At 73.4% G+C, this 17,971-nt stretch carries 17 protein-coding genes; 8 read left to right on the top strand and 9 right to left on the bottom strand.

Going from position 1 to position 17,971, the window contains the following annotated elements:
* Positions 1 to 38 precede the first annotated feature (38 nt).
* On the bottom strand, positions 39 to 755 hold the full coding sequence (locus ACFYW1_RS15260) for a pyridoxal 5'-phosphate synthase (RefSeq protein ID WP_388991744.1): 717 nt from the start codon (positions 753 to 755) through the stop codon (positions 39 to 41).
* A gap of 78 nt (positions 756 to 833) precedes the next feature.
* Between ACFYW1_RS15260 and ACFYW1_RS15255 the strand changes: the two genes are divergently transcribed.
* Positions 834 to 983, top strand: coding sequence for a hypothetical protein (locus ACFYW1_RS15255; protein WP_388991741.1), 150 nt, complete (start codon positions 834 to 836; stop codon positions 981 to 983).
* A 32-nt stretch (positions 984 to 1,015) separates the two neighbouring features.
* On the opposite strand, the gene ACFYW1_RS15250 is transcribed toward ACFYW1_RS15255, so the two are convergent.
* Positions 1,016 to 2,185, bottom strand: a complete 1,170-nt coding sequence (locus ACFYW1_RS15250) for an acetyl-CoA acetyltransferase (protein ID WP_388991738.1) — start codon at positions 2,183 to 2,185, stop codon at positions 1,016 to 1,018.
* Between the two features lie 195 nt (positions 2,186 to 2,380).
* Here ACFYW1_RS15250 and ACFYW1_RS15245 point away from each other — a divergent pair, with 195 nt between their 5' ends.
* Both ACFYW1_RS15245 and ACFYW1_RS15240 read left to right on the top strand, forming a co-directional pair.
* Positions 2,381 to 3,658, top strand: coding sequence for an acyl-CoA dehydrogenase family protein (locus ACFYW1_RS15245; protein ID WP_388991735.1), 1,278 nt, complete (start codon positions 2,381 to 2,383; stop codon positions 3,656 to 3,658).
* The gene (locus tag ACFYW1_RS15240; RefSeq protein WP_388991732.1) at positions 3,655 to 4,179 is read left to right on the top strand and encodes a nitroreductase family deazaflavin-dependent oxidoreductase; all 525 of its coding nucleotides are present in this window, start codon (positions 3,655 to 3,657) and stop codon (positions 4,177 to 4,179) included. Before ACFYW1_RS15245 ends, ACFYW1_RS15240 begins: the two co-directional genes overlap by 4 nt.
* A 283-nt stretch (positions 4,180 to 4,462) precedes the next feature.
* Here the strand turns inward: ACFYW1_RS15240 and ACFYW1_RS15235 are convergent, their stop codons facing one another.
* Positions 4,463 to 5,110: a TetR family transcriptional regulator gene (locus tag ACFYW1_RS15235; protein WP_384228070.1), complete on the bottom strand. Its 648-nt coding sequence runs from the start codon at positions 5,108 to 5,110 to the stop codon at positions 4,463 to 4,465.
* 667 nt (positions 5,111 to 5,777) lie between these two features.
* On the opposite strand from ACFYW1_RS15235, the gene ACFYW1_RS15230 reads away from it, so the two are divergent.
* Positions 5,778 to 8,159, top strand: a complete 2,382-nt coding sequence (locus ACFYW1_RS15230) for a PQQ-binding-like beta-propeller repeat protein (RefSeq protein ID WP_388991729.1) — start codon at positions 5,778 to 5,780, stop codon at positions 8,157 to 8,159.
* Between the two features lie 28 nt (positions 8,160 to 8,187).
* On the opposite strand, the gene ACFYW1_RS15225 is transcribed toward ACFYW1_RS15230, so the two are convergent.
* Positions 8,188 to 8,610, bottom strand: coding sequence for a hypothetical protein (locus ACFYW1_RS15225; protein ID WP_388991726.1), 423 nt, complete (start codon positions 8,608 to 8,610; stop codon positions 8,188 to 8,190).
* Between the two features lie 171 nt (positions 8,611 to 8,781).
* Between ACFYW1_RS15225 and ACFYW1_RS15220 the strand changes: the two genes are divergently transcribed.
* Positions 8,782 to 9,333 (top strand): hypothetical protein, encoded by a 552-nt coding sequence (locus ACFYW1_RS15220; protein ID WP_388992137.1) that lies wholly within the window; start codon positions 8,782 to 8,784, stop codon positions 9,331 to 9,333.
* A 60-nt stretch (positions 9,334 to 9,393) separates the two neighbouring features.
* Here the strand turns inward: ACFYW1_RS15220 and ACFYW1_RS15215 are convergent, their stop codons facing one another.
* The 3 genes from ACFYW1_RS15215 to ACFYW1_RS15205 are packed head-to-tail and all read right to left on the bottom strand — an operon-like array spanning position 9,394 to position 11,801.
* On the bottom strand, positions 9,394 to 10,191 hold the full coding sequence (locus tag ACFYW1_RS15215; protein ID WP_388991723.1) for an enoyl-CoA hydratase/isomerase family protein: 798 nt from the start codon (positions 10,189 to 10,191) through the stop codon (positions 9,394 to 9,396).
* Between the two features lie 6 nt (positions 10,192 to 10,197).
* Positions 10,198 to 10,638 (bottom strand): Zn-ribbon domain-containing OB-fold protein, encoded by a 441-nt coding sequence (locus ACFYW1_RS15210; RefSeq protein WP_388991720.1) that lies wholly within the window; start codon positions 10,636 to 10,638, stop codon positions 10,198 to 10,200.
* A gap of 14 nt (positions 10,639 to 10,652) precedes the next feature.
* Complete coding sequence (locus tag ACFYW1_RS15205) at positions 10,653 to 11,801, bottom strand: lipid-transfer protein (RefSeq protein WP_388992134.1); 1,149 nt, start codon at positions 11,799 to 11,801, stop codon at positions 10,653 to 10,655.
* 91 nt (positions 11,802 to 11,892) lie between these two features.
* Between ACFYW1_RS15205 and ACFYW1_RS15200 the strand changes: the two genes are divergently transcribed.
* The 3 genes from ACFYW1_RS15200 to ACFYW1_RS15190 all read left to right on the top strand — a co-directional run bounded on the left by ACFYW1_RS15200 (position 11,893) and on the right by ACFYW1_RS15190 (position 14,205).
* Positions 11,893 to 13,455, top strand: a complete 1,563-nt coding sequence (locus ACFYW1_RS15200; protein ID WP_388991717.1) for a FadD3 family acyl-CoA ligase — start codon at positions 11,893 to 11,895, stop codon at positions 13,453 to 13,455.
* Between the two features lie 67 nt (positions 13,456 to 13,522).
* Positions 13,523 to 13,798 (top strand): hypothetical protein, encoded by a 276-nt coding sequence (locus tag ACFYW1_RS15195; protein ID WP_388991714.1) that lies wholly within the window; start codon positions 13,523 to 13,525, stop codon positions 13,796 to 13,798.
* Positions 13,798 to 14,205, top strand: a complete 408-nt coding sequence (locus ACFYW1_RS15190; RefSeq protein WP_388991711.1) for a hypothetical protein — start codon at positions 13,798 to 13,800, stop codon at positions 14,203 to 14,205. The genes ACFYW1_RS15195 and ACFYW1_RS15190 overlap by 1 nt, the downstream gene beginning before the upstream one ends.
* A 126-nt stretch (positions 14,206 to 14,331) precedes the next feature.
* Here ACFYW1_RS15190 and ACFYW1_RS15185 read toward each other — a convergent pair whose 3' ends face one another.
* Positions 14,332 to 14,541 (bottom strand): hypothetical protein, encoded by a 210-nt coding sequence (locus ACFYW1_RS15185; RefSeq protein ID WP_388991708.1) that lies wholly within the window; start codon positions 14,539 to 14,541, stop codon positions 14,332 to 14,334.
* A 221-nt stretch (positions 14,542 to 14,762) separates the two neighbouring features.
* Complete coding sequence (locus tag ACFYW1_RS15180) at positions 14,763 to 17,720, bottom strand: BTAD domain-containing putative transcriptional regulator (RefSeq protein ID WP_388991705.1); 2,958 nt, start codon at positions 17,718 to 17,720, stop codon at positions 14,763 to 14,765.
* Positions 17,721 to 17,971 lie beyond the last annotated feature (251 nt).

Genomic DNA, 17,971 nt, shown 5'->3' with positions numbered 1-17,971 from the left:
TGCCGTACCGGCGCGCCCCGCCCCCGCCCCGCTCGCCGTCAGGGCCAGAGCAGCTCCCGTTCCCAGCCGTCCGCGGCGTCCGCGCCGTCCGTCCGCCGGCGGTAGCGCAGCCGGACGTGCCGGCGCCCGGCGTCGCCCTGGAAGAACTCGACCTCCTGCGGCTCGACCACGTACCTGGTCCAGCTCGCGACCTCCGCGTCCGGTTCCGCCCGTGCCCGCTGCCAGGCCGTGTCCGAGGCGCGGCCCAGTTCCTCGTACGAGCCGAGCACCTCGCTCTGCCGCCCGACCAGCGCCGACGCCAGCGCCCCGGTGGAGCGGGCGTGCAGATCGGCGCTGCTCTCGGCGGGCGTGCAGGCCGTGACCCGGCCCCGTACCCGTACCTGCCGGCCCTGCGCGGGCCAGTAGAAGCCGAGGGCCGCGTGCGGCCGGGCGGTGAGCTGGCGGCCCTTCGCGCTGGTGCGGTGCGTGGCGAAGTGCCAGCCCCGCTCGTCCGCGTCGTGCAGCATCACCGTCCGCACGTCGGGCCGTCCCGCCTCGTCCGCGGTGGCCAGCGACATCGTGTGCGGCTCCACCTGCCCGGCGGCCACGGCCCCGGCGAACCAGGCGTGGAACAGGGGCAGCGGGGCGGCGGGCGCGGCGGCCGGATCGAAGGCGGGAAGCCCGACGTCCCAGACCCGCTGGGCGTGCAGCAGCTCCAGGAACTCCCGGTGCGCGTCGGCAGCCGCCGCGCCGGTCTTCTTCTGTGCGTCGCTCATGCCCCCATTCCAGCGCACGGCGCGGCGGGCGGGGCACGTCTGTAGCACGGCGGGACACGGCCTGCCACGCTTGTCCGCATGAAGACCATCACCCGGCGCGATCCCCGCCCCCGCCGTATGGACCTGATGATCGCGGCCATCGCATCGGTCAGGGGCTTGCCGCTCTACACGCGCGACGCGGACGACTTCAAGGGGCTGGAGGGGGCGCTCACCGTCGTCCCGGTGTGACCGGCCGGCCGGTCGCGGGCCCCGCCCGTTTCTCATCCCCGCCCCAGCACCACGGTGCCCGACGAGCAGAACCAGCCGCCCGTGCCCGAGGCCACCGCCAGTTCCGGGAGCCGGCCGCCGGCCCGGCGCACCTGGCGGTCGCCCGCCTCGCCGCGCAGCTGCCGTACCGCCTCCACCAGCAGGAACAGCCCGCGCATCCCGGGGTGGCAGGCGGACAGACCGCCGCCGTCGGTGTTCACCGGCAGCTCGCCGGTCAGCCCCGTCCGGCCCTTCTCCACGAACGGGCCGCCCTCGCCCTTCGCGCAGAAACCCAGGTCCTCCAGCGTCACCAGCGTCATGTAGGTGAACGCGTCGTAGATCTCGGCGAGGTCGACGTCCGCGGGCCGCACCCCGGCCCGTTCGAACGCCAGGCGGCCCGAGACCGCCGCGGGGGAGACCGTGAAGTCCGCCCACTCGGACATGGCGGAGTGCGAGACGTGCTCCCCCGTGCCGAGCACCCACACCGGGGTCCTCGCGGTGTCCGCCACGTACTCCTCGGCGGCCAGCAGCACCGCGCAGCCGCCGTCGCTGCGGATGCAGCAGTGCAGCCTGGTGAACGGGTCCGCGATCATCGGCCCCGACAGCACGTCGTCCACGGTGATCGGGTCCCGGAACATGGCGTCCGGGTTGGCCGCCGCGTTCGCCCGCGCCCGGACCGCCACCTCGGCGAGCTGCTCCGGGGTCGTCCCGTACTCGTGCATGTGGCGGCGGGCGGCCATCGCGTACTTGGCGATCAGCGAGTGCCCGTACGGCACCTCGAACTGGAGCGGGCCGCGCGCGCCGAAGGAGAGGTTGGAGGTGCGGCGGCCCGCCTTCACGTCCGACCGGGCCGTCGACCCGTACACCAGCAGTACGGCATTGGCGTGCCCCGCCGCGATGGCGTCCGCCGCGTGGGCCGCCATCACCTCCCAGGTCGAGCCGCCGACCGAGGTGGAGTCCACCCAGGTGGGTTTCAGCCCCAGGTACTCGGCGACCTCGACCGGGGCGAGCGTGCCGAGCCCGGCGGAGGCGAAACCGTCGACCACGGACCGGTCCAGTCCCGAATCGGCCAGCGCCCGGCGGGCGGCCTGGGCGTGCAGGGCGTACGGGGTGGCCGTCTCGACGCGCCCGCAGTCGGCGAGGGATATGCCGACGACAGCGACCTTGCGGTGGGAAGAAGGCATGGATCTGACGGTACATCAGATGTGGGACGGGGGAACCTCCCCTGCGGGGCGGCGTCCGGGCGCGGGGAGGTGAGGGAGGCGACGCCGCGCGACTCTGGGCATCTCGTGGATTCACCCCTAATATGACGGCCCGTCAGATCGGGGGCGGAAGCCCCCGCGGGGAAAACGGAAGCCCCCGGGGGAAGGAGCCCGCCGATGGACGCCGCCTTCAGCGCGGAACAGGACGAGATCCGACGCACCCTGCGCACACTGCTGACCAGGCACGGCACACCCGACGACGTCAGGGGCGCCGCGCTCACCGCCGACGGGTACGACACCGCCCTGTGGCGACGGCTGGCCCGCGACCTCGGGCTGCCCGGACTCGCCCTGCCGGAGGAGTACGGGGGCGTCGGCTGCGGCCTCGCCGAGCTGGCCGTCGCCTGCGAGGAGACCGGCCGGGCCCTGCTGCCCTCCCCGCTGATCGCCACCGCCGCCCTCGCCGCACCCCTGATCGCCGCGCTCGGCACCGCCGCCCAGCGCGCCGAGCTGCTGCCGCGCATCGCGGCCGGTGAACTGACCGCGGCCCTGGCCGTCCCCGGTGCCGCGCTCACCGCCGCGCTCGGCCTCACCGCCGACCCCACCGGCGGCACCTGGTCGGGCGGCGGCCGGGCGGGCGGCGTGCAGGCGGCCTCGGCCGCCACCGGCACGACGGCCGCCGACGGCGCGACGGCCCGGCGGCTCTACGGGGAGGTGGACCAGGTCCTCGACGGGCACAGCGCGGACCTCCTCCTGGTCGCGGCCCACACCGGCGGCTTCCCGCGCAGCCGTACGCTCCTCTTCCTGGTCCGCCCCGAAGCCGCGACCGGTCTCGTCCGCACCCGGCACACCACGCTGGACGGGACCCGCCCCTCGGCCCGCGTCGAACTCCGCGACACCGGGGCCGAACTCCTCGGCGCGGACGACACACGGGACGTCACCGGCGCCCTGGCCGCGGTGGGCGGACCGGCCGCCGCGCTGCTCGCCGCGGAGGCGGTGGGATCGGCGGCGGGCGCGCTGGAACGTACCGTCGAACATGTGAAGGCGCGCGAACAGTTCGGCCGGCCGATCGGCTCGTTCCAGGCCGTGAAGCACCGCCTGGCGGACCTGTACGTACAGGTGCGGGCGGCCCGTTCCGCCGCGTACTACGCGGCCTGGGACCCGACGGCCGGCGGGCTCGCCCTCGCCCAGGCCCTGGAGGCGCTGCGGCTGACCGCCGCCGAGACCGTCCAGCTGCACGGCGGGATCGGCTTCACCTGGGAACACGAGGCGCACCTGTACTTCAAGCGGGCCGCCGCCGCCGAACTGCTCCTCGGCCCGGTGCACGCGCTCCGCGACCACGCGGCCCGGCAGGCCGGACTGTTCGCCCCACCGGACGCCGGTGCGCCGGGCGCCGATGTCCCGGCCGCCGACTCCTCCGCCGGTCCGGAAGCGGCCGAACGGGTGGTGGTCCGATGACCCCCGGCGTCCGGCTGGTCCGCAAGGTCTCCGCCACCCGCACGTTCGCGCGGATCGCCCCGCACGTCGTCCCCGCCATGGACCGTACGGTGCACCGGCTCACGCGCGGCAGGGTGCTGCTCAGTGCGCAGATGCTGCCGGGGCTGGTCCTGACGGTGCCGGGCGCGCGGAGCGGCCGGCCCCGGGTCACGCCGCTGGCCTGCATGCCGGAGTACGGGAACGAGGGCGGGGGCAGGCGCGGGGGCGGGGCGGAGACGGGCTGGATTCTGATCGGCAGCAACTTCGGCCGTCCGGGGCATCCGGCCTGGACCGCGAACCTGCTGGCCGGCCCCGACAAGGCCGTCGTCAACCGCAGGGGCCGGGACATCCCGGTACGGGCCGTGCTGCTGGAGGGGGCGGAACGGGAGGCGGTGTGGCGCAGGGCGCTGGAGTTCTGGCCGCCGTATGCGGCCTACCAGGCGCGGGTCGACCGGGAGATCAGGCTGTTCAGACTGGAGCGGCGGGACGACCCGGCGTCCTGAACCGGACGCGAACGCGGGAGGGCATACGGGCGCACTCGGAGCATGCGGGCGCACTCGGGGCACTCGGGGCATGCGGAGCGCGTGACGGTGTGTGGGGCGCGTGGTGGCGTACGTACGCGTACGGAGGTGTCGGACGCGTACGGGGGCGTGCGCCGTGTGCGTGAAACGGTCCGGGTACACCGACGGCGGACCACCTGAGTGGTCCGCCGTCGGTGAGACAGGACCTGGGGCGCCCGGAACTGCCGCGCGATGCCCAGTGGGGGATGGGGCGTTGGCGCCGGTGCTACTTCGTCGGTTTCCTGCCGGTGATGCCCAGATGTACCAACAGGGCGAGGTTCGGCTTGAGTTCGGCCTGCTTAACGCCCCAGGTCGTGAAGCCCTTCTGGTGCGAGGCGACCGCGGCCAGCATCGCGACCAGCGAGCCCGCCATCGCGGCGGCGCTGACGTCCTTGTCGACCTTGCCCTTGGCCTGGAGCTCCTTCACCGATTCGGTGAGGGAGTTGGTGACCGAGTTCAGGATCTTCATGCGGATCTTGTAGAAGCGCTTGTCGCCCTCGGCCGCACCGAGGTCGACCACGCGCAGGATCGCGTCATGGTGCCGCCAGAAGTCGAGGAAGCCCTCCACGAGCTCCTCGGCCGTCTGCCAGCCGGCCTTGCCGACCCAGGAGCGTCCGGCGACCAGTTCGGTCAACCCGGCACCCTCCTTCGCCATTTCCTCGGCGATTTCGAGGACGGCGCCCTCGACGTCGGGGAAGTATTGGTAGAAGGTCGCGGGGGAAGTCCCCGCCTTCCGGGCGACGTCGATGACTTTGACGTCCCGGTACGGCGAGGAGCTGAGCATCTCGCTGAGGCAATCGAGCAGCTTCTGCCGCGTCGCCTGTCCGCGTCGACCGGCCACGCGGCCGTCGACGGTGCGTACTTGTCCTGTCATGCCGTCAGCTTACCGAGGGGTGATCGGAGCGCGATTCGGCCGAGTGCAAATGGGGAGCCCCGCAGGAGCGGTGGGGGGAGTGGCCGGATTTCGACGGATGCGCACCGCTCAACGGTAAGTCGTATCAACAGCCTGTGGATAACTTCCGTGGATAACTTTCCGTGATGCTGTGAGTATGGAACTTTTCCATCGAAACTTTGTTCGTTTTCGTCGGGCCAGTGGATGTCCCGCACGCCCCGTCGTCGCCGCAACTGTGATGAGTGTCACCGAAATGGGTCGTGGGGCGCGGGTGGGCGGGATGTGCACCGTTTCCGGTGCGACGGCGGGCGACCGCGGCCGGAGTGCGGACGTGGCGCGATCGTTTCGTGTCCGGGAAGCGGCGGGAGTGCGGCAAAAGTGCTACTGCGAACCGTGGTGCGACGGTCCGGACGCCGCTTCGGCGGGGTGGCCGCGACGTCGGGTTCGGTGCGTTCCGTCCCTCTGTGTCCGGGATGGGGGTGGAGTGAGCTGTGACACCCCGATCCGCCCCCGGGTTCGCAACCGGGGGCTCAGCCAGGAAGAATCGGGGGTGCGCACCGCCGGGTGGTGCCCAGTGGTGAGACGCCGTACAGGGCGGGTTTTCGCGGGCTTCTGTTCCTGAGGCCCGTACGGGGAGGTGGCAGGGCAAGTGGTGGAGCAGCTGACGCAGCACGACCCGAGGCGGATCGGCCCGTTCGAGGTGCTGGGCCGGCTCGGCGCCGGCGGCATGGGGCTCGTCTACCTCGCCCGCTCGGCTTCGGGCCGGCGGGTGGCGATCAAGACCGTGCGCACGGAGCTCGCCGAGGACCAGCTGTTCCGGGTCCGCTTCACGCGCGAGGTGGAGGCGGCCAGGGCCGTCAGCGGCTTCTACACGGCCGCGGTGGTGGACGCCGACCCGCGGGCCGCCGTGCCGTGGCTGGCCACCGCCTACGTGCCGGCCCCCTCGCTGGAAGAGATAGTGACCGAGTGCGGGCCCATGCCCGTCCAGGCGGTGCGCTGGCTGGCCGCCGGGATCGCCGAGGCGCTCCAGTCCATCCACGGCGCCGGGCTCGTCCACCGCGACATGAAGCCGTCGAACGTGCTCGTCGTCGAGGACGGCCCCCGGGTGATCGACTTCGGCATCGCGTCCGGGGTCTCCAACACCCGCCTGACCATGACGAACGTCGCCGTCGGCACCCCCGCCTACATGTCGCCCGAGCAGGCCAGGGACTCGCGCAGCGTCACCGGCGCCAGCGACATCTTCTCGCTCGGCTCCACTCTGGTCTTCGCCGCCACCGGCCACGCCCCGTTCCACGGCGCCAACCCCGTCGAGACCGTCTTCATGCTGCTGCGCGAGGGCCCGGACCTGGAGGGCCTGCCCGATGAGCTGCGCCCGCTGATCGAGTCCTGCATGCAGATGGACGCCTCGCTGCGGCCCACCCCCGCCGACCTCCAGGCCCAGCTCGCCCCGCACCTGTTCGCCTCCGGCGGCGACGACAGCGGTACGGCCTCGGCGTGGCTGCCGGCCTCCGCCACCACGATGATCGAGCAGCGCCGCGGCGGCCGACGGCCCGCGCCCGCCTCTCCGGTCGCCCCGCCGCCCCCGCCGCCCGGACCGCCGCCCGGTGCCCCCGACGGCGGACGGCGCCCCGCCCCCGATCCGCGCTCCTCGGCCTCCCTGCCGGCGCACGCCCCCGACCCGGGCGGCCCGGTGCGGCTGCCCGGGGCGAAGGTGCCGATCGGCCCCGGCCCGCGGGCCCAGGACGTGCGCGCCACGGCCCCGGCCGTCGCCGACGCGGGTCCCGCGACCGGCTGGGTGCGCCCGCCCGCCGGGGTGAACGGCGCCACCCGGACCGCTCCCGCCCCCGCCCCCGTGCCCGGCCCCGCGCAGCCCGCCGACCCCCCGCCCGAGCCGGACCGCTGGCGGCCCTGGCGGTTTCGGATGTCCAACGACGTGTGGGGAACGCCCGTCGTCGCCGGGGACCTGCTCTACGTCACGTCGTTCGAGGTGCACGCCCTGGACGTCGGCAACGGGCGGCGCCAGTTCAAGACCCGCGACGTGGCCTGGGTGATGGCCGTCGAGGGCGGCAGGATCCACGCCTCCGACGGCCCGTCCCTGTACGCCCTGGACGCGGCGACCGGCACCGAGCAGTGGCGGTTGCAGACGGACGCCTGGGTGTACTCCCTCAAGGCCGGGCGCGGCACCGTCGTCACCGGCACCCGCGGCGGCGGCGTCCAGGCGTGGGAGGCGTCCTCGGGCGAGAAGCTGTGGGAGAGCAGCGGCCTGCAGACCGACTTCGAGACGGCCGAGGCCGGGCCCGTGATCCACGACGGCACGGTCTACCTGTGGCAGGACGCCCGGCTGCGCGCCGTGGACGCCCGCACCGGCATCGAGCGCTGGTCCTACCCCATCGGCGACGCGGCCTCCTGCGGCGGCGTGCCGGTCCGGGTGACGGCCGCCCCGGACGGCTACGTCTACGTCAGCGCGGGGGCCCGGGTGCTGGCCGTCGAGACCATGTCCGGCCACGTCCGCTGGCACTTCGAGTCGCCCTCGGTCTTCCTCTCCCCGCCCGCCTTCGCCCCGGGCCCGGCCGTCACCGGCGGCGGCGTGTACCTCGCCGACTACCTCGGCACGGTCTACGCGATCGACGCCTCGACAGGCAAGGACCGCTGGCGCATCGCCACGGAGGCCCGCCAGTCGATCGAACCGGTCCTGGTCACGGCCGGGAACGTGCACGTCGGCAGCGGCAGCGCCCTGTACACGCTCGACGCGGTCACCGGCACCCCGAAGTGGCGGTTCGCGGCCGGCGGCGAGGTGGTGGGCTCCCCGGTGGTGGCCGACGGACGGGTCCACTTCGGCTCCGCCGACCACGTCCTGTACACCCTGGACGCGGCGGGCGGACAGCTCCGCTGGAAGCTGGCGACGGGCGGCGAGATCACGGGCTCGCCCGTGGCGCAGGGCGGCGTCGTGTACGCGTGCAGCAAGGACCGCTGCGTGTACGCGCTGGACGCGCTGAAGGGCACGGGCACGGGAGGCCGGGCCCGGGCGTGAGGCGCCCGCGCCCGGGGACCCGCGGGTGTCAGCCGCCCGGCGGGCGACCGGCGCCCGGACCCTCGTCCTCGGCCGACGCGGAAGGGCGCGGGGCGGCGTCCTGACCCCCGCGGTCCGCGTCCTCGTGGTGCCCCGGGGGCGGTCCCGTGTACAGCTCCGGTTCGGGCTCCGGCAGCGTGCTGGTCTGGACGGACGGGCCCGGCTCCTGCGTGGGCGGCCAGGTGTCCGGATGTTCCGAACCGGGCGCCGCGTACGGCCGGTCGCGCGCCCTGCGGCCGGGCCACCCCGACATCACCACCACGCCCACCAGCAGCAGCACCCAGCCCGCGGCGGCCTGGGCCACGCCCCACCCCGGCCCGGGGCGGCCGTCGTACCAGTCACGGAAGGGGCTCAGCACGGCGGCCGCCGCTCCGGCGAGAGCGAGGACCGCGCCGAGGACGTTGCGGATCATCACCGGCCTCCCGCGGTGTACGGGCAGGTATGACAGCTCTGCATCGCTTCTGCACCGCTCTCGGCCTCGACGCTACGCCCGCCCCCTCACCCCCGCCACCGTGCGCTAGCGTGTCGCGCGGTCGTTCGACAAGCAGTTGAGATGGACAACAACACAAGGGGGGCTGCATCGATGATGCGGCAGCACATCAAGCTTTCCGCGGTACTGGTCGTGGTGGTACTCGCCCTCACCGGGTTCTCCACGTCCAGCCACGGCGGTCGCAGCGGCAAGAGCAAGGGGTCGAGCAGCAGCAGCGGCGGGGGCTGCTCCAACTCCAAGAAGAGCAACGGCAGCAGCGGCGACTACGGCAGCGGCAGCGGCGACTACGACTACGGCGACTCGTCGAGTTCCTCTTCCTCCTCCGGCGGCACCGACTACGCCACCCCGGCCCCCACCGCCTCGGACGCGCCCCAGGCGGACGTCGTCCGCTGCGCCCAGCCCCGCAAGGGCAAGCGCAAGGCCGTCACCGCCTCCACCGTCCGGCTCACGGCCAACGCCACCGGCTCGCACACCTACGAGGTCGAGGTGGAGTTCCTCAACGCGGCCGGCAACACCATCGACCGCGGTCACACCACCGTGACCGCCGAGGGCGGCGAGACCAAGGCCGTCAAGGTGCGGATGGACAGCTCGCGCAAGGTCTCCCAGGTGAAGAATTGCCGGGTCGAGGCCGAGCTGAGCTACTGACCCCACCCGGTGGGGGACCCGGCGGCCGGCTCCATCGGGCCGGCCGCCGGGTCCCCGCCCTCACCGGGTCCGGAACCCGCCCCCGCTGCCGTCCCGGCCGCCGCCGGGTCCCCGGCCCCGGAACAGCTCGGCCTGCTGCTCCGGCGGCAGGTTCCCCAGCGCGATCAGGTGCGGGGCATGGGCCATGGCCTGCGCCCTGGCCGCCTCCTTCGCGGACCACACCGCCCGTACCGTCCCCTGCACCGCCGCCGTCGGGTACGAGGCGATGACCTCCGCCGCCCGCAGCGCCGCCGCCACCGCGCCGCCGTCCTCCGTCACCTCGCCGACGAACCCGATCTCGTACGCGCGCCGGGCCGAGACGCGTTCGGCCGTTCCCATCAGGGACATCCGGGCCACCTCGCCGAACGGCATCCGCTGCGCCATGGAGATCGCCTCGTACGCGCTGACCATGCCGTACGTGGTGTGCGGGTCGAAGAACGTCGCCCCCTCGGACGCGATCACGAACTCCGCCTCGCCCAGCAGGTAGAACGCCCCGCCGCAGGCCATTCCCTCCACGGCCGCGATCACCGGCTTCCACAGGTCGTTGGCCTTGGGCCCGATCGCGATCAGCGGGTCGTCGATCGCGTACGGGGACGAGGGCTGCGGCACGTCCACCCCCCGGTCGATCCCCGTGCAGAAGGCCCGGCCGCCCGCTCCCGTGACCACGACCGCCCGCACCCCGTCGTCGAAGCGGAACGCCCGCCAGACGGCGGCCAGTTCGTCCGCCGTCTCCAGGTCGACCGCGTTCAGCCGGCCGGGCCGGTCGAGGGTGACGAGCGCGACCCCGGTTTCCGCGTTCCGCTCCGTGCGCAGTGCCACCGCCGCTCACCTCTCCAGCAGCCAGCGCACCAGCGTCGCCCCGGACCCGGCCGGGCAGAACACCGCCCGCACCGGTGCGCCGATCCGCAGCCGCGCCGGATCGACCGAGTCCAGCGGGGCGTCCGGCCCGCTCACCACGTTCCCGACCAGCCGGATGCCCGGCGCGTCGGCCAGTTCGACCACCACGGCGTTGTACGGGGCCTGCGCGGCGTACGCGGGCAGCAGCGGCGGGTGCGGCAGCACGTACGACCAGATGCGCCCGCGCCCGCTCGTCGGCCGCCACTCGCTGTCGAAGGACTGGCAGTGCGGGCAGCACGGCCGGGGCGGGAAACGGGGCTTCCCGCACCCCTCGGCCGCGCACGCCTGCACCCGCAGCTCGCCCCGGGACGCGTACTCCCAGAACGGGGCGCCGTCCTCGTCCACGACGGGCAGCAGCATTCCGTCCATCCCGGTCAACTCCCTCAACTCCTCAGCAGTACGGCGGACGTGGGCACGCCCTCGCCCGCGGTGACCAGGCACGTGGCGGCACCGGGGACCTGGGCGGTGGAGACGCCGCGCAACTGCTTCACGCCCTCGGTGATCAGGTTGAAGCCGTGCACGTACGCCTCGCTGAGCCCGCCGCCCCCGGTGTTGATCGGCAGCCGGCCCCCGCTCTCCAGCGCCCCGCCCTCGGTGAACGCCGCGCCCTCGCCGCGCCCGCAGAAGCCGTAGCCCTCCAGGGAGAGCGGGATGAGCGGGGTGAACGCGTCGTAGATCTGCGCCACATGGACGTCGTCCGGGCCGAAGTCGGCCTGCTTCCAGAGCTGTCGGGCGGCCGTCCAGGCGGGGCCGGAGAGCGGGTCGTCGTTCCAGTAGTTGACCATCCCGTGGTGCTGGGCGGGCAGGCCCTGGGCGACGGAGTGGATGTAGACGGGCTTGCGGCGGCAGTCGCGGGCCCGCTCCGCCGACACCACGACGCAGGCCAGCGCCCCGTCCGTCTCCAGGCAGTTGTCGAACAGGCAGAGCGGTTCGCTGATCCAGCGCGAGGTCATATACATGTCGCGGGTCAGCGGCCGCTCGTACATCATCGCGTCCGGGTTCTGGTTGGCCCGGTTGCGGCAGGCGAGGGCGACGTTGAAGAGATGGTCGCGGGTCGCCCCGTACTCGTGCATGTACCGCCGGGCCAGCATCCCGATCTCGTCGGCCGGCCGCAGCAGCCCGTACGGGCGGGTCCACTGGCCGGGGGTGGGCAGTTGCGCCGCCGTGTTCTTCCACGGCCGGGGGCCCGAGCCCCGCTTCCGCGACCGCCAGGCGACACCCACGCTCGCCTGCCCGGTCGCCACGGCGGCGGCGAGGTGCGCGATCGTCGCGCAGGAGCCGCCGCCCCCGTACCCCACCTTGCTGAAGAAGGTGACATCGCCCGCCCCGATGGACTTGGCGATCTCGACCTCGTCGGTCTCCTCCATCGTGTACGAGGCGAACGCGTCCACCTCCGACGCGGCGATGCCCGCGTCGTCGAGCGCCGCGACGATGGCCCGGCAGGCCAGGGTCTTCTCGGATTCGGGGAGCCGTTTCGCGAAGTCCGTCTGTCCTATGCCGGCTATCGCCGTCGCGTCCTTGAGCGCCGTCACCGCCACCTCCCAGGCAGTCATGACTGCTGACAGCGGCTGAGGCTACAGCTAATCTGACGGATAGTCAGCTATTGCGTCAGGAGGGCGAGCGATGCGCGGCGACGAGGAGTGGGGCAGCATCCCGAAGCTGGTACGGGCGGCGGCGCGGCGGTACGGGGGCCGGGAGGCGGTCGTCGAGGGCCGGACCCGGATCTCGTACGCCGAACTCGGCGAACGCGTCGAACGGGCCGCCGCCGCGTGCCTGGCCTCGGGCGTGGAACCGGGGGACCGGGTCGCGATCTGGGCCCCGAACAGCCTGGACTGGATCGTCTCCGCACTCGGCGCGGTCACGGCGGGCGCGGTCCTCGTCCCCCTCAACACCCGCTTCAAGGGCGCGGAGGCGGCATACGTCCTGGACCGCAGCCGGGCGAGGCTCCTCTTCGTGACGGGCACCTTCCTCGGCACCTCCTACGTGGCCTCCCTGCGCCGGGCCGGAGTGCCGCTCCCGCACCTGGAACGGGTGGTGGTGCTCGCCGACTCCGCCCCCGACGACTACGTCACCTGGAAGGACTTCCTGGCGGCGGGGGAGGAGGTGTCCGGGGCCGAGGTGCGCGCCCGGGCCGACGCGATCGCCCCCTCGGACCCCTCCGACATCGTCTACACCTCGGGCACCACGGGCCGGCCCAAGGGCGCGGTGATCACCCACGCCCAGACCCTGCGCTGCTACGCGATCTGGAGCGAACTGGCCGGTCTGCGCGAGGGCGACCGCTACCTGATCGTGAACCCCTTCTTCCACACCTTCGGCTACAAGGCGGGCGTCATCGCGTGCCTGATGCGGGGCGCGACGATGGTCCCGCAACCGGTGTTCGACGTGGACACCGCCCTGGCCAACATCGCCGCCGAACGCATCTCGGTCCTGCCCGGCCCGCCCACCCTCCACCAGTCCCTCCTGGACCACCCGGCACGCTCCGCCCACGACCTCTCCGCCCTGCGCCTGGTGGTGACGGGCGCGGCGGCCGTCCCCCTGAAACTGGTGGAACGCCTGCGCACGGAGCTCGGCATCGCGACGGTCCTCACCGCGTACGGCCTCTCCGAGGCGAGCGGCATCGTCACGATGTGCCGCCGCGGCGACCCGGCGGAGACGATCGCCGCCACCTCGGGCCGGGCGATCCCGGGCACCGAGGTCCGCGTCCTGGCCGAGCCCGGCGAGCCCGGCGAGATCCTGGTCCGCGGCTTCAACGTGATGGCGGGCTACTTCGAGGACCCCGGGACCACGGCCACCGCGATCACCCCGGACGGCTGGCTCCGCACCGGCGACGTGGGCGTCCTCGACGCGGCGGGCAACCTCCGGATCACCGACCGGATCAAGGACATGTTCATCGTCGGCGGCTTCAACGCGTACCCGGCCGAGATAGAACAGCTCCTCGGCCTGCACCCGGACGTGGCCGACGTGGCGGTGATCGGCGTCCCGGACCCCCGGCTCGGCGAGGTCGGCAGGGCGTACGTGGTCCGCAGACCGGGCGCGACGACGACCGCCGACGACCTGATCGCCTGGTCGAGACGCGAGATGGCGAACTACAAGGTCCCCCGCACGGTCGAGTTCGTCCCCGGCCTCCCGCGCAACGCGAGCGGCAAGGTGCTGAAGGGGGAGCTGCGGGGGCGGGCGGGGGGCTGAGGGGGCGCTCACTCCATGGAGCGAGCGGAGTCGTCGGCCGGATCCGTCCGAGGGCATGGTGACCGGTATGGCAACCAAGAAATACACGGTCACGCTGCCGGAGGAGCTCGCGGAGGAGATCCGCAGCGAGGTGGGCCCGGGGGCCTTCAGCGCGTACGTCACCCGTGCCATGGAGCGCCGGCGCGAGCACGACCGGCTGGGGGAGCTGGTGGCGTGGATGCAGGAGAAGGGCGGGCCGCCCACGGAGGAGGAACTGGCGGCGGCGGAGGCCGAACGTCGTGAGATCGAGCGCTGGTTCGACGCCCAGGAGGCGGACGTGAAGGCGCACGGGGACGCTTCCTGATGGCGGCCGTCTGCCACGTGCTGGACTGCGAGGCGCTTTCGCGGGCCGCACTCGGAGATCCGGGGATGAAGGCCAAGCTCAAGGACGCGCACCGGGCGAACATTCGGGTCCTGACCAGCTCCATGACTCTCATCGAGGCGCATCACGACGGGATCCGGCGCGCGGAGTGGAACCGGGCGATGTCCCGGGTCGTCGTCGAACCCGTGACCAAGGAGGTCGCGGACGAGGCGATCGGCCTGCTGGCGGACACCGGCCCGCACGGTCACAAATACGCCATCGACGCCGCCCTCGCGGTGATCGCGGGGCGGCAGCGGGGCCGGGTGGTGGTCCTCACCTCGGACGAGGACGGCATGGGGAAGCTGTGCGGCCCGGAGGTGCTGGTCCGGGGGCTGTGGGGACGGGCATGACGAAGGGGCACGAGCCCGACCGGCCCGTGCCCCTTCCACCGCTGTGTGCCCGCGTCCGCGAACATGTGGCGGCCGCGACGGCTCCCCCTCCGCGCCGCCGCGGCCGCTCCCCCGTCGAGTGAGGTTTCAGGCCTTCTCGGAACCCGCGTGGTTCTCCTGCGTCTTGAGGAGGTCCTTCGGCGTGCTGCCGGCGTGGTTCTCCAGGGTCGTGATGTCCTCGCCGACGCTGCCCGCGTGGTTCTCCAGCGGCTTGACGGTCCCCCCGCTGCTCGGGCTGCCGGCGTGGTTCTCCTGTGTGATCGCGGCACCGGTCTTCGGCTTCAGTGCGTCGCTCATGCCTGTCAACTCCCCAGAAATCTTGCTTGCTCGGTCGGCGATGCCCGTCCAGCTGTTCCCCCGTGGACTGCTGGACGGGCATCTCAGGGCCGTTCACCCTAGCGGTGTGGTCCCCCCTGCGATCCGTCTGCCCCCCGACACGGCGGATCGATGGACCTAAGACTGACGAGTGGCGATAAACGTTCGATGAACGCCGACGGTTCTCTTCCGGCTCAGGCGTCTCAGACGGTGTCGACCGGAGTGAGCAGGGCCCGGACCTTGTCGGCCTCCACGGCCCCGAACTGCTCGTGGATGGCCAGGGCTTCGGTCCAGCATGCATGGGCACGGTCGATCTGGCCGAGGCGTTCGAGGGCGTGTCCCAGAGTGATCAGAACATTGCCCCGCATCCACTCGCCCCCGATGACGCGCAGGGCGAGTGCCTGTTCCGCGTGCTGGGCCGCCCGCGCGGGGCGCGCGTCGGCGAGGTGTGCCTCCGCCATCCGGAAGTGGGTCGACCCCTCCCAGAGCCGCTGGCGGTTGTTCTGGAACACGCGCAGCGCCTCGTCGAGCTCCTTCAGCGCCTCGGTCGGCCTCCCGGCCTGGGTGAGCGCGATGCCCAGCGCGAAGCGGCCGTTGGCGGTACGGAGGCTGAGCCCCATCCCGTCGAAGATGGCCGTGCCCTGCTGGGCGAGCTCGACCGCGCTGGCCGTGCGGTCCATGTTCACGTGGATGCGGGAGAGGTTGCACAGCGCGGAGGCCTCGCCGACCAGGTTTCCGTCCGCCCGGTAGCGGTCTATCGCCTCCTGCAGGAACTCCTCGCCCTCCTCGTGCCTACCCTGGTAGAACGCGATGATGCCGCGGTCGTTGGGCGCCCAGCACGCGGGGATCGGGTCCTTGGTGCTCCTGGCCAGCTCCATCGCGTGCCCGGCCTCCTCGTCGGCCAGCGCGAAACGGCCGGAGACGAGGTAGACGGTGGACAGCGAGGCGCGGGCCCGCGCCTCGGAACGGGGGTCGGCGGCAGCCCGCGCGGCATCGCGCAGGGCCGCACCGGTGATTTCGTACTGGCGGGAGTTCGCCCCCGATTCGGCGAGGTCCTTCGCCGCGCAGAGCAGGTCGACGGCCCGCTGCAGCATTCCGTTCGACGCGCTCTGGTGGGCGCAGGCGAGCAGCGAATCGGCTTCGCTGTACAGCCAGTCCACCGCTTCGTGCCCGTTGGCGAATTCGAGCCCGGGGTGCTCGGTGCCCACCAGATGGGCGACGGCGCGGTCCCCCGGCCGCTCCAGTGCGTACACCCCCGCCGCCGTCGCCAGGTAGAAGTCCAGCAGGCGGGAGAGGGCCGACTCCCGCTCCTCCGGGGGCTCCTCGCCGCGTTCCGCGCAGGAGCGGGCGTAGAGGCGCACCAGGTCGTGGTAGCGGTACCGGCCCGGGGCCGCCGACTCCACGAGGCTGGTGTCGACCAGGGCCTCCAGGAGGTCCTCCGCCACGTGCACGTCCAGGTTGAGCAGGGCGGCCGCCGCGGCGAGGGAGATGTCGGGGCCGTCGGCCAGGCCGAGCAGGCGGAAGGCGCGGGCCTGGGCGGGTTCGAGCTGGCCGTAGCCGAGTTCGAAGGTGGCCTTCACCGCGAGGTCACCGGCCTGGAGCTCGTCCAGGCGGCGGCGTTCGTCCGCGAGCTTGGCGGCGAGGACGGAGACCGTCCAGGTGCGGCGGGCGGCCAGGCGGGAGGCGGCGATGCGGATGGCCAAGGGGAGGAAACCGCAGGCGGCGACCACGTCGAGGGCCGCCTCGCGTTCGGAGTTGATCCGTTCCTCGCCCACGATCCGGGTGAAGAGCTGGAGCGCCTCCTCGGGCGACATCACGTCCAGGTCGACGAGGTGGGCGCCGGCCAGGTCGACCATGCGGACGCGGCTGGTGACCAGGGCCGCGCAGCCCGGGGTGCCGGGGAGGAGGGGGCGGATCTGGGCCGCGTCGTGGGCGTTGTCGAGGAGGACCAGGATGCGGCGGCCGTCCAGGGTGGACCGGTACAGCGCGGCGCGTTCGTCCAGCGAGTCGGGGATCGCCGAGTCCGCCGTGCCCAGGGCGCGCAGGAACGCGCCGAGGACCGTCTCCGGTTCGGCGGCCCGCGCCCCCGCGCCCTGGAGGTCCACGTACAGCTGGCCGTCCGGGAAGTGCTGGCGGGCCTGGTGGGCGACGTGCACGGCGAGGGTCGTCTTGCCGACGCCGCCGATGCCGGCCAGGGCCGAGACGGCCATGACGGACCCCTCGGCGGTCGCCAGCCGGTTGCCGAGCTCGCGCACGAAGGAGGTGCGGCCGGTGAAGTCCGGCACGGTGGCCGGGAGCTGGGCGGGGCGCACCGGCGCGGGGGCCGGGGCCGGCTCGTCCGTCGGGCGGGCCAGTTCCTCGTCGGCCTGGAGGATGCGCTGCTGGAGCTGGGCCAGCTCGGGGCGCGGGTCGACGCCCAGTTCGTCGGCGAGCAGCCGGCGGGTGTCGGCGTACACCGCGAGCGCCTCGGCCTGTCGGCCGCTGCGGTACAGGGCGATCATGAGCAGTTCGCGCAGCCGCTCGCGCAGCGGGTGCGCGGCGGTGAGCGCGGTCAGTTCGGAGACCGCCTCCGCGTGGCTGCCGACCTCCAGGTCCAGGTCGAGGCGGGTCTCGGTGAGCTGGAGCCGCCACTCCTCCAGCCGGGTCCGCTGGTTCTCGGCGTACGGGCCGGGCACGGAGGCCAGCGCCTCGCCGTCCCACAGCCCGAGCGCCTTGCCGAGGAGGGCGCGGGCCTGGGCGCGGTCGCCGCCCGCACGGGCCTTCTCCGCCTCGGCCGCCAGGTCCCGGACCACGTTCACGTCGAGGGCGTCCCGGTCGGCCCGGATCGCGTACCCGCCGGCGTCGCTGATCAGCGTCTGCTGGCCCAGCACCTTGCGGAGCCGGGAGGCGTACGTGCGTATGGCGGCGAGCGCCTGCGAGGGCGGCTCGTCGCCCCAGATGGCGTCGATGAGTTCGGCGGCGGTGGCCGTGCGGCCCTCGCGCAGCAGCAGCGCGGTCAGCAGAGCGCGCTGCTGCGGTGAACCGGACGGCAACGTCTCGCCGTTGCGCCATGACCGCACCGGACCGAGCACGGAGAAGCGCAGGTCGGCACCGTGTGCCGCCCCTTGCTGCGGAGCACGCTGCTCCGGAACACGCGCGCGCGGCCCGTGATCACGGTCCATTGCTGCCTCCTGCCCTGCTCGCCCCGCCGGTGCCGCCGGTCGTGCCGGTGCCGCCCGTCCGGATCACCCGTCCCTGTACCGGTCCGGGTCGGATGGATCCGGATTGCTCGGTACCGCTGGTATCGCGCTCAACAGTCTGCCTTGTCTTGGGCGGGCACGACAGCAGTGGGTGACGCTCTGCACAAGCCCTCGACAACGATTTCGGAAAGGGTGGCCGCACAGATAGCTGACGGTTCGTCAGATCGGCGCTA

The sequence above is a fragment of the Streptomyces sp. NPDC002669 genome (genome assembly GCF_042889165.1).
GTDB lineage: Bacteria > Actinomycetota > Actinomycetes > Streptomycetales > Streptomycetaceae > Streptomyces.
Note: the sequence above shows the minus strand (reverse complement) of the source record. Positions and strands in the feature narration are given on the sequence as shown.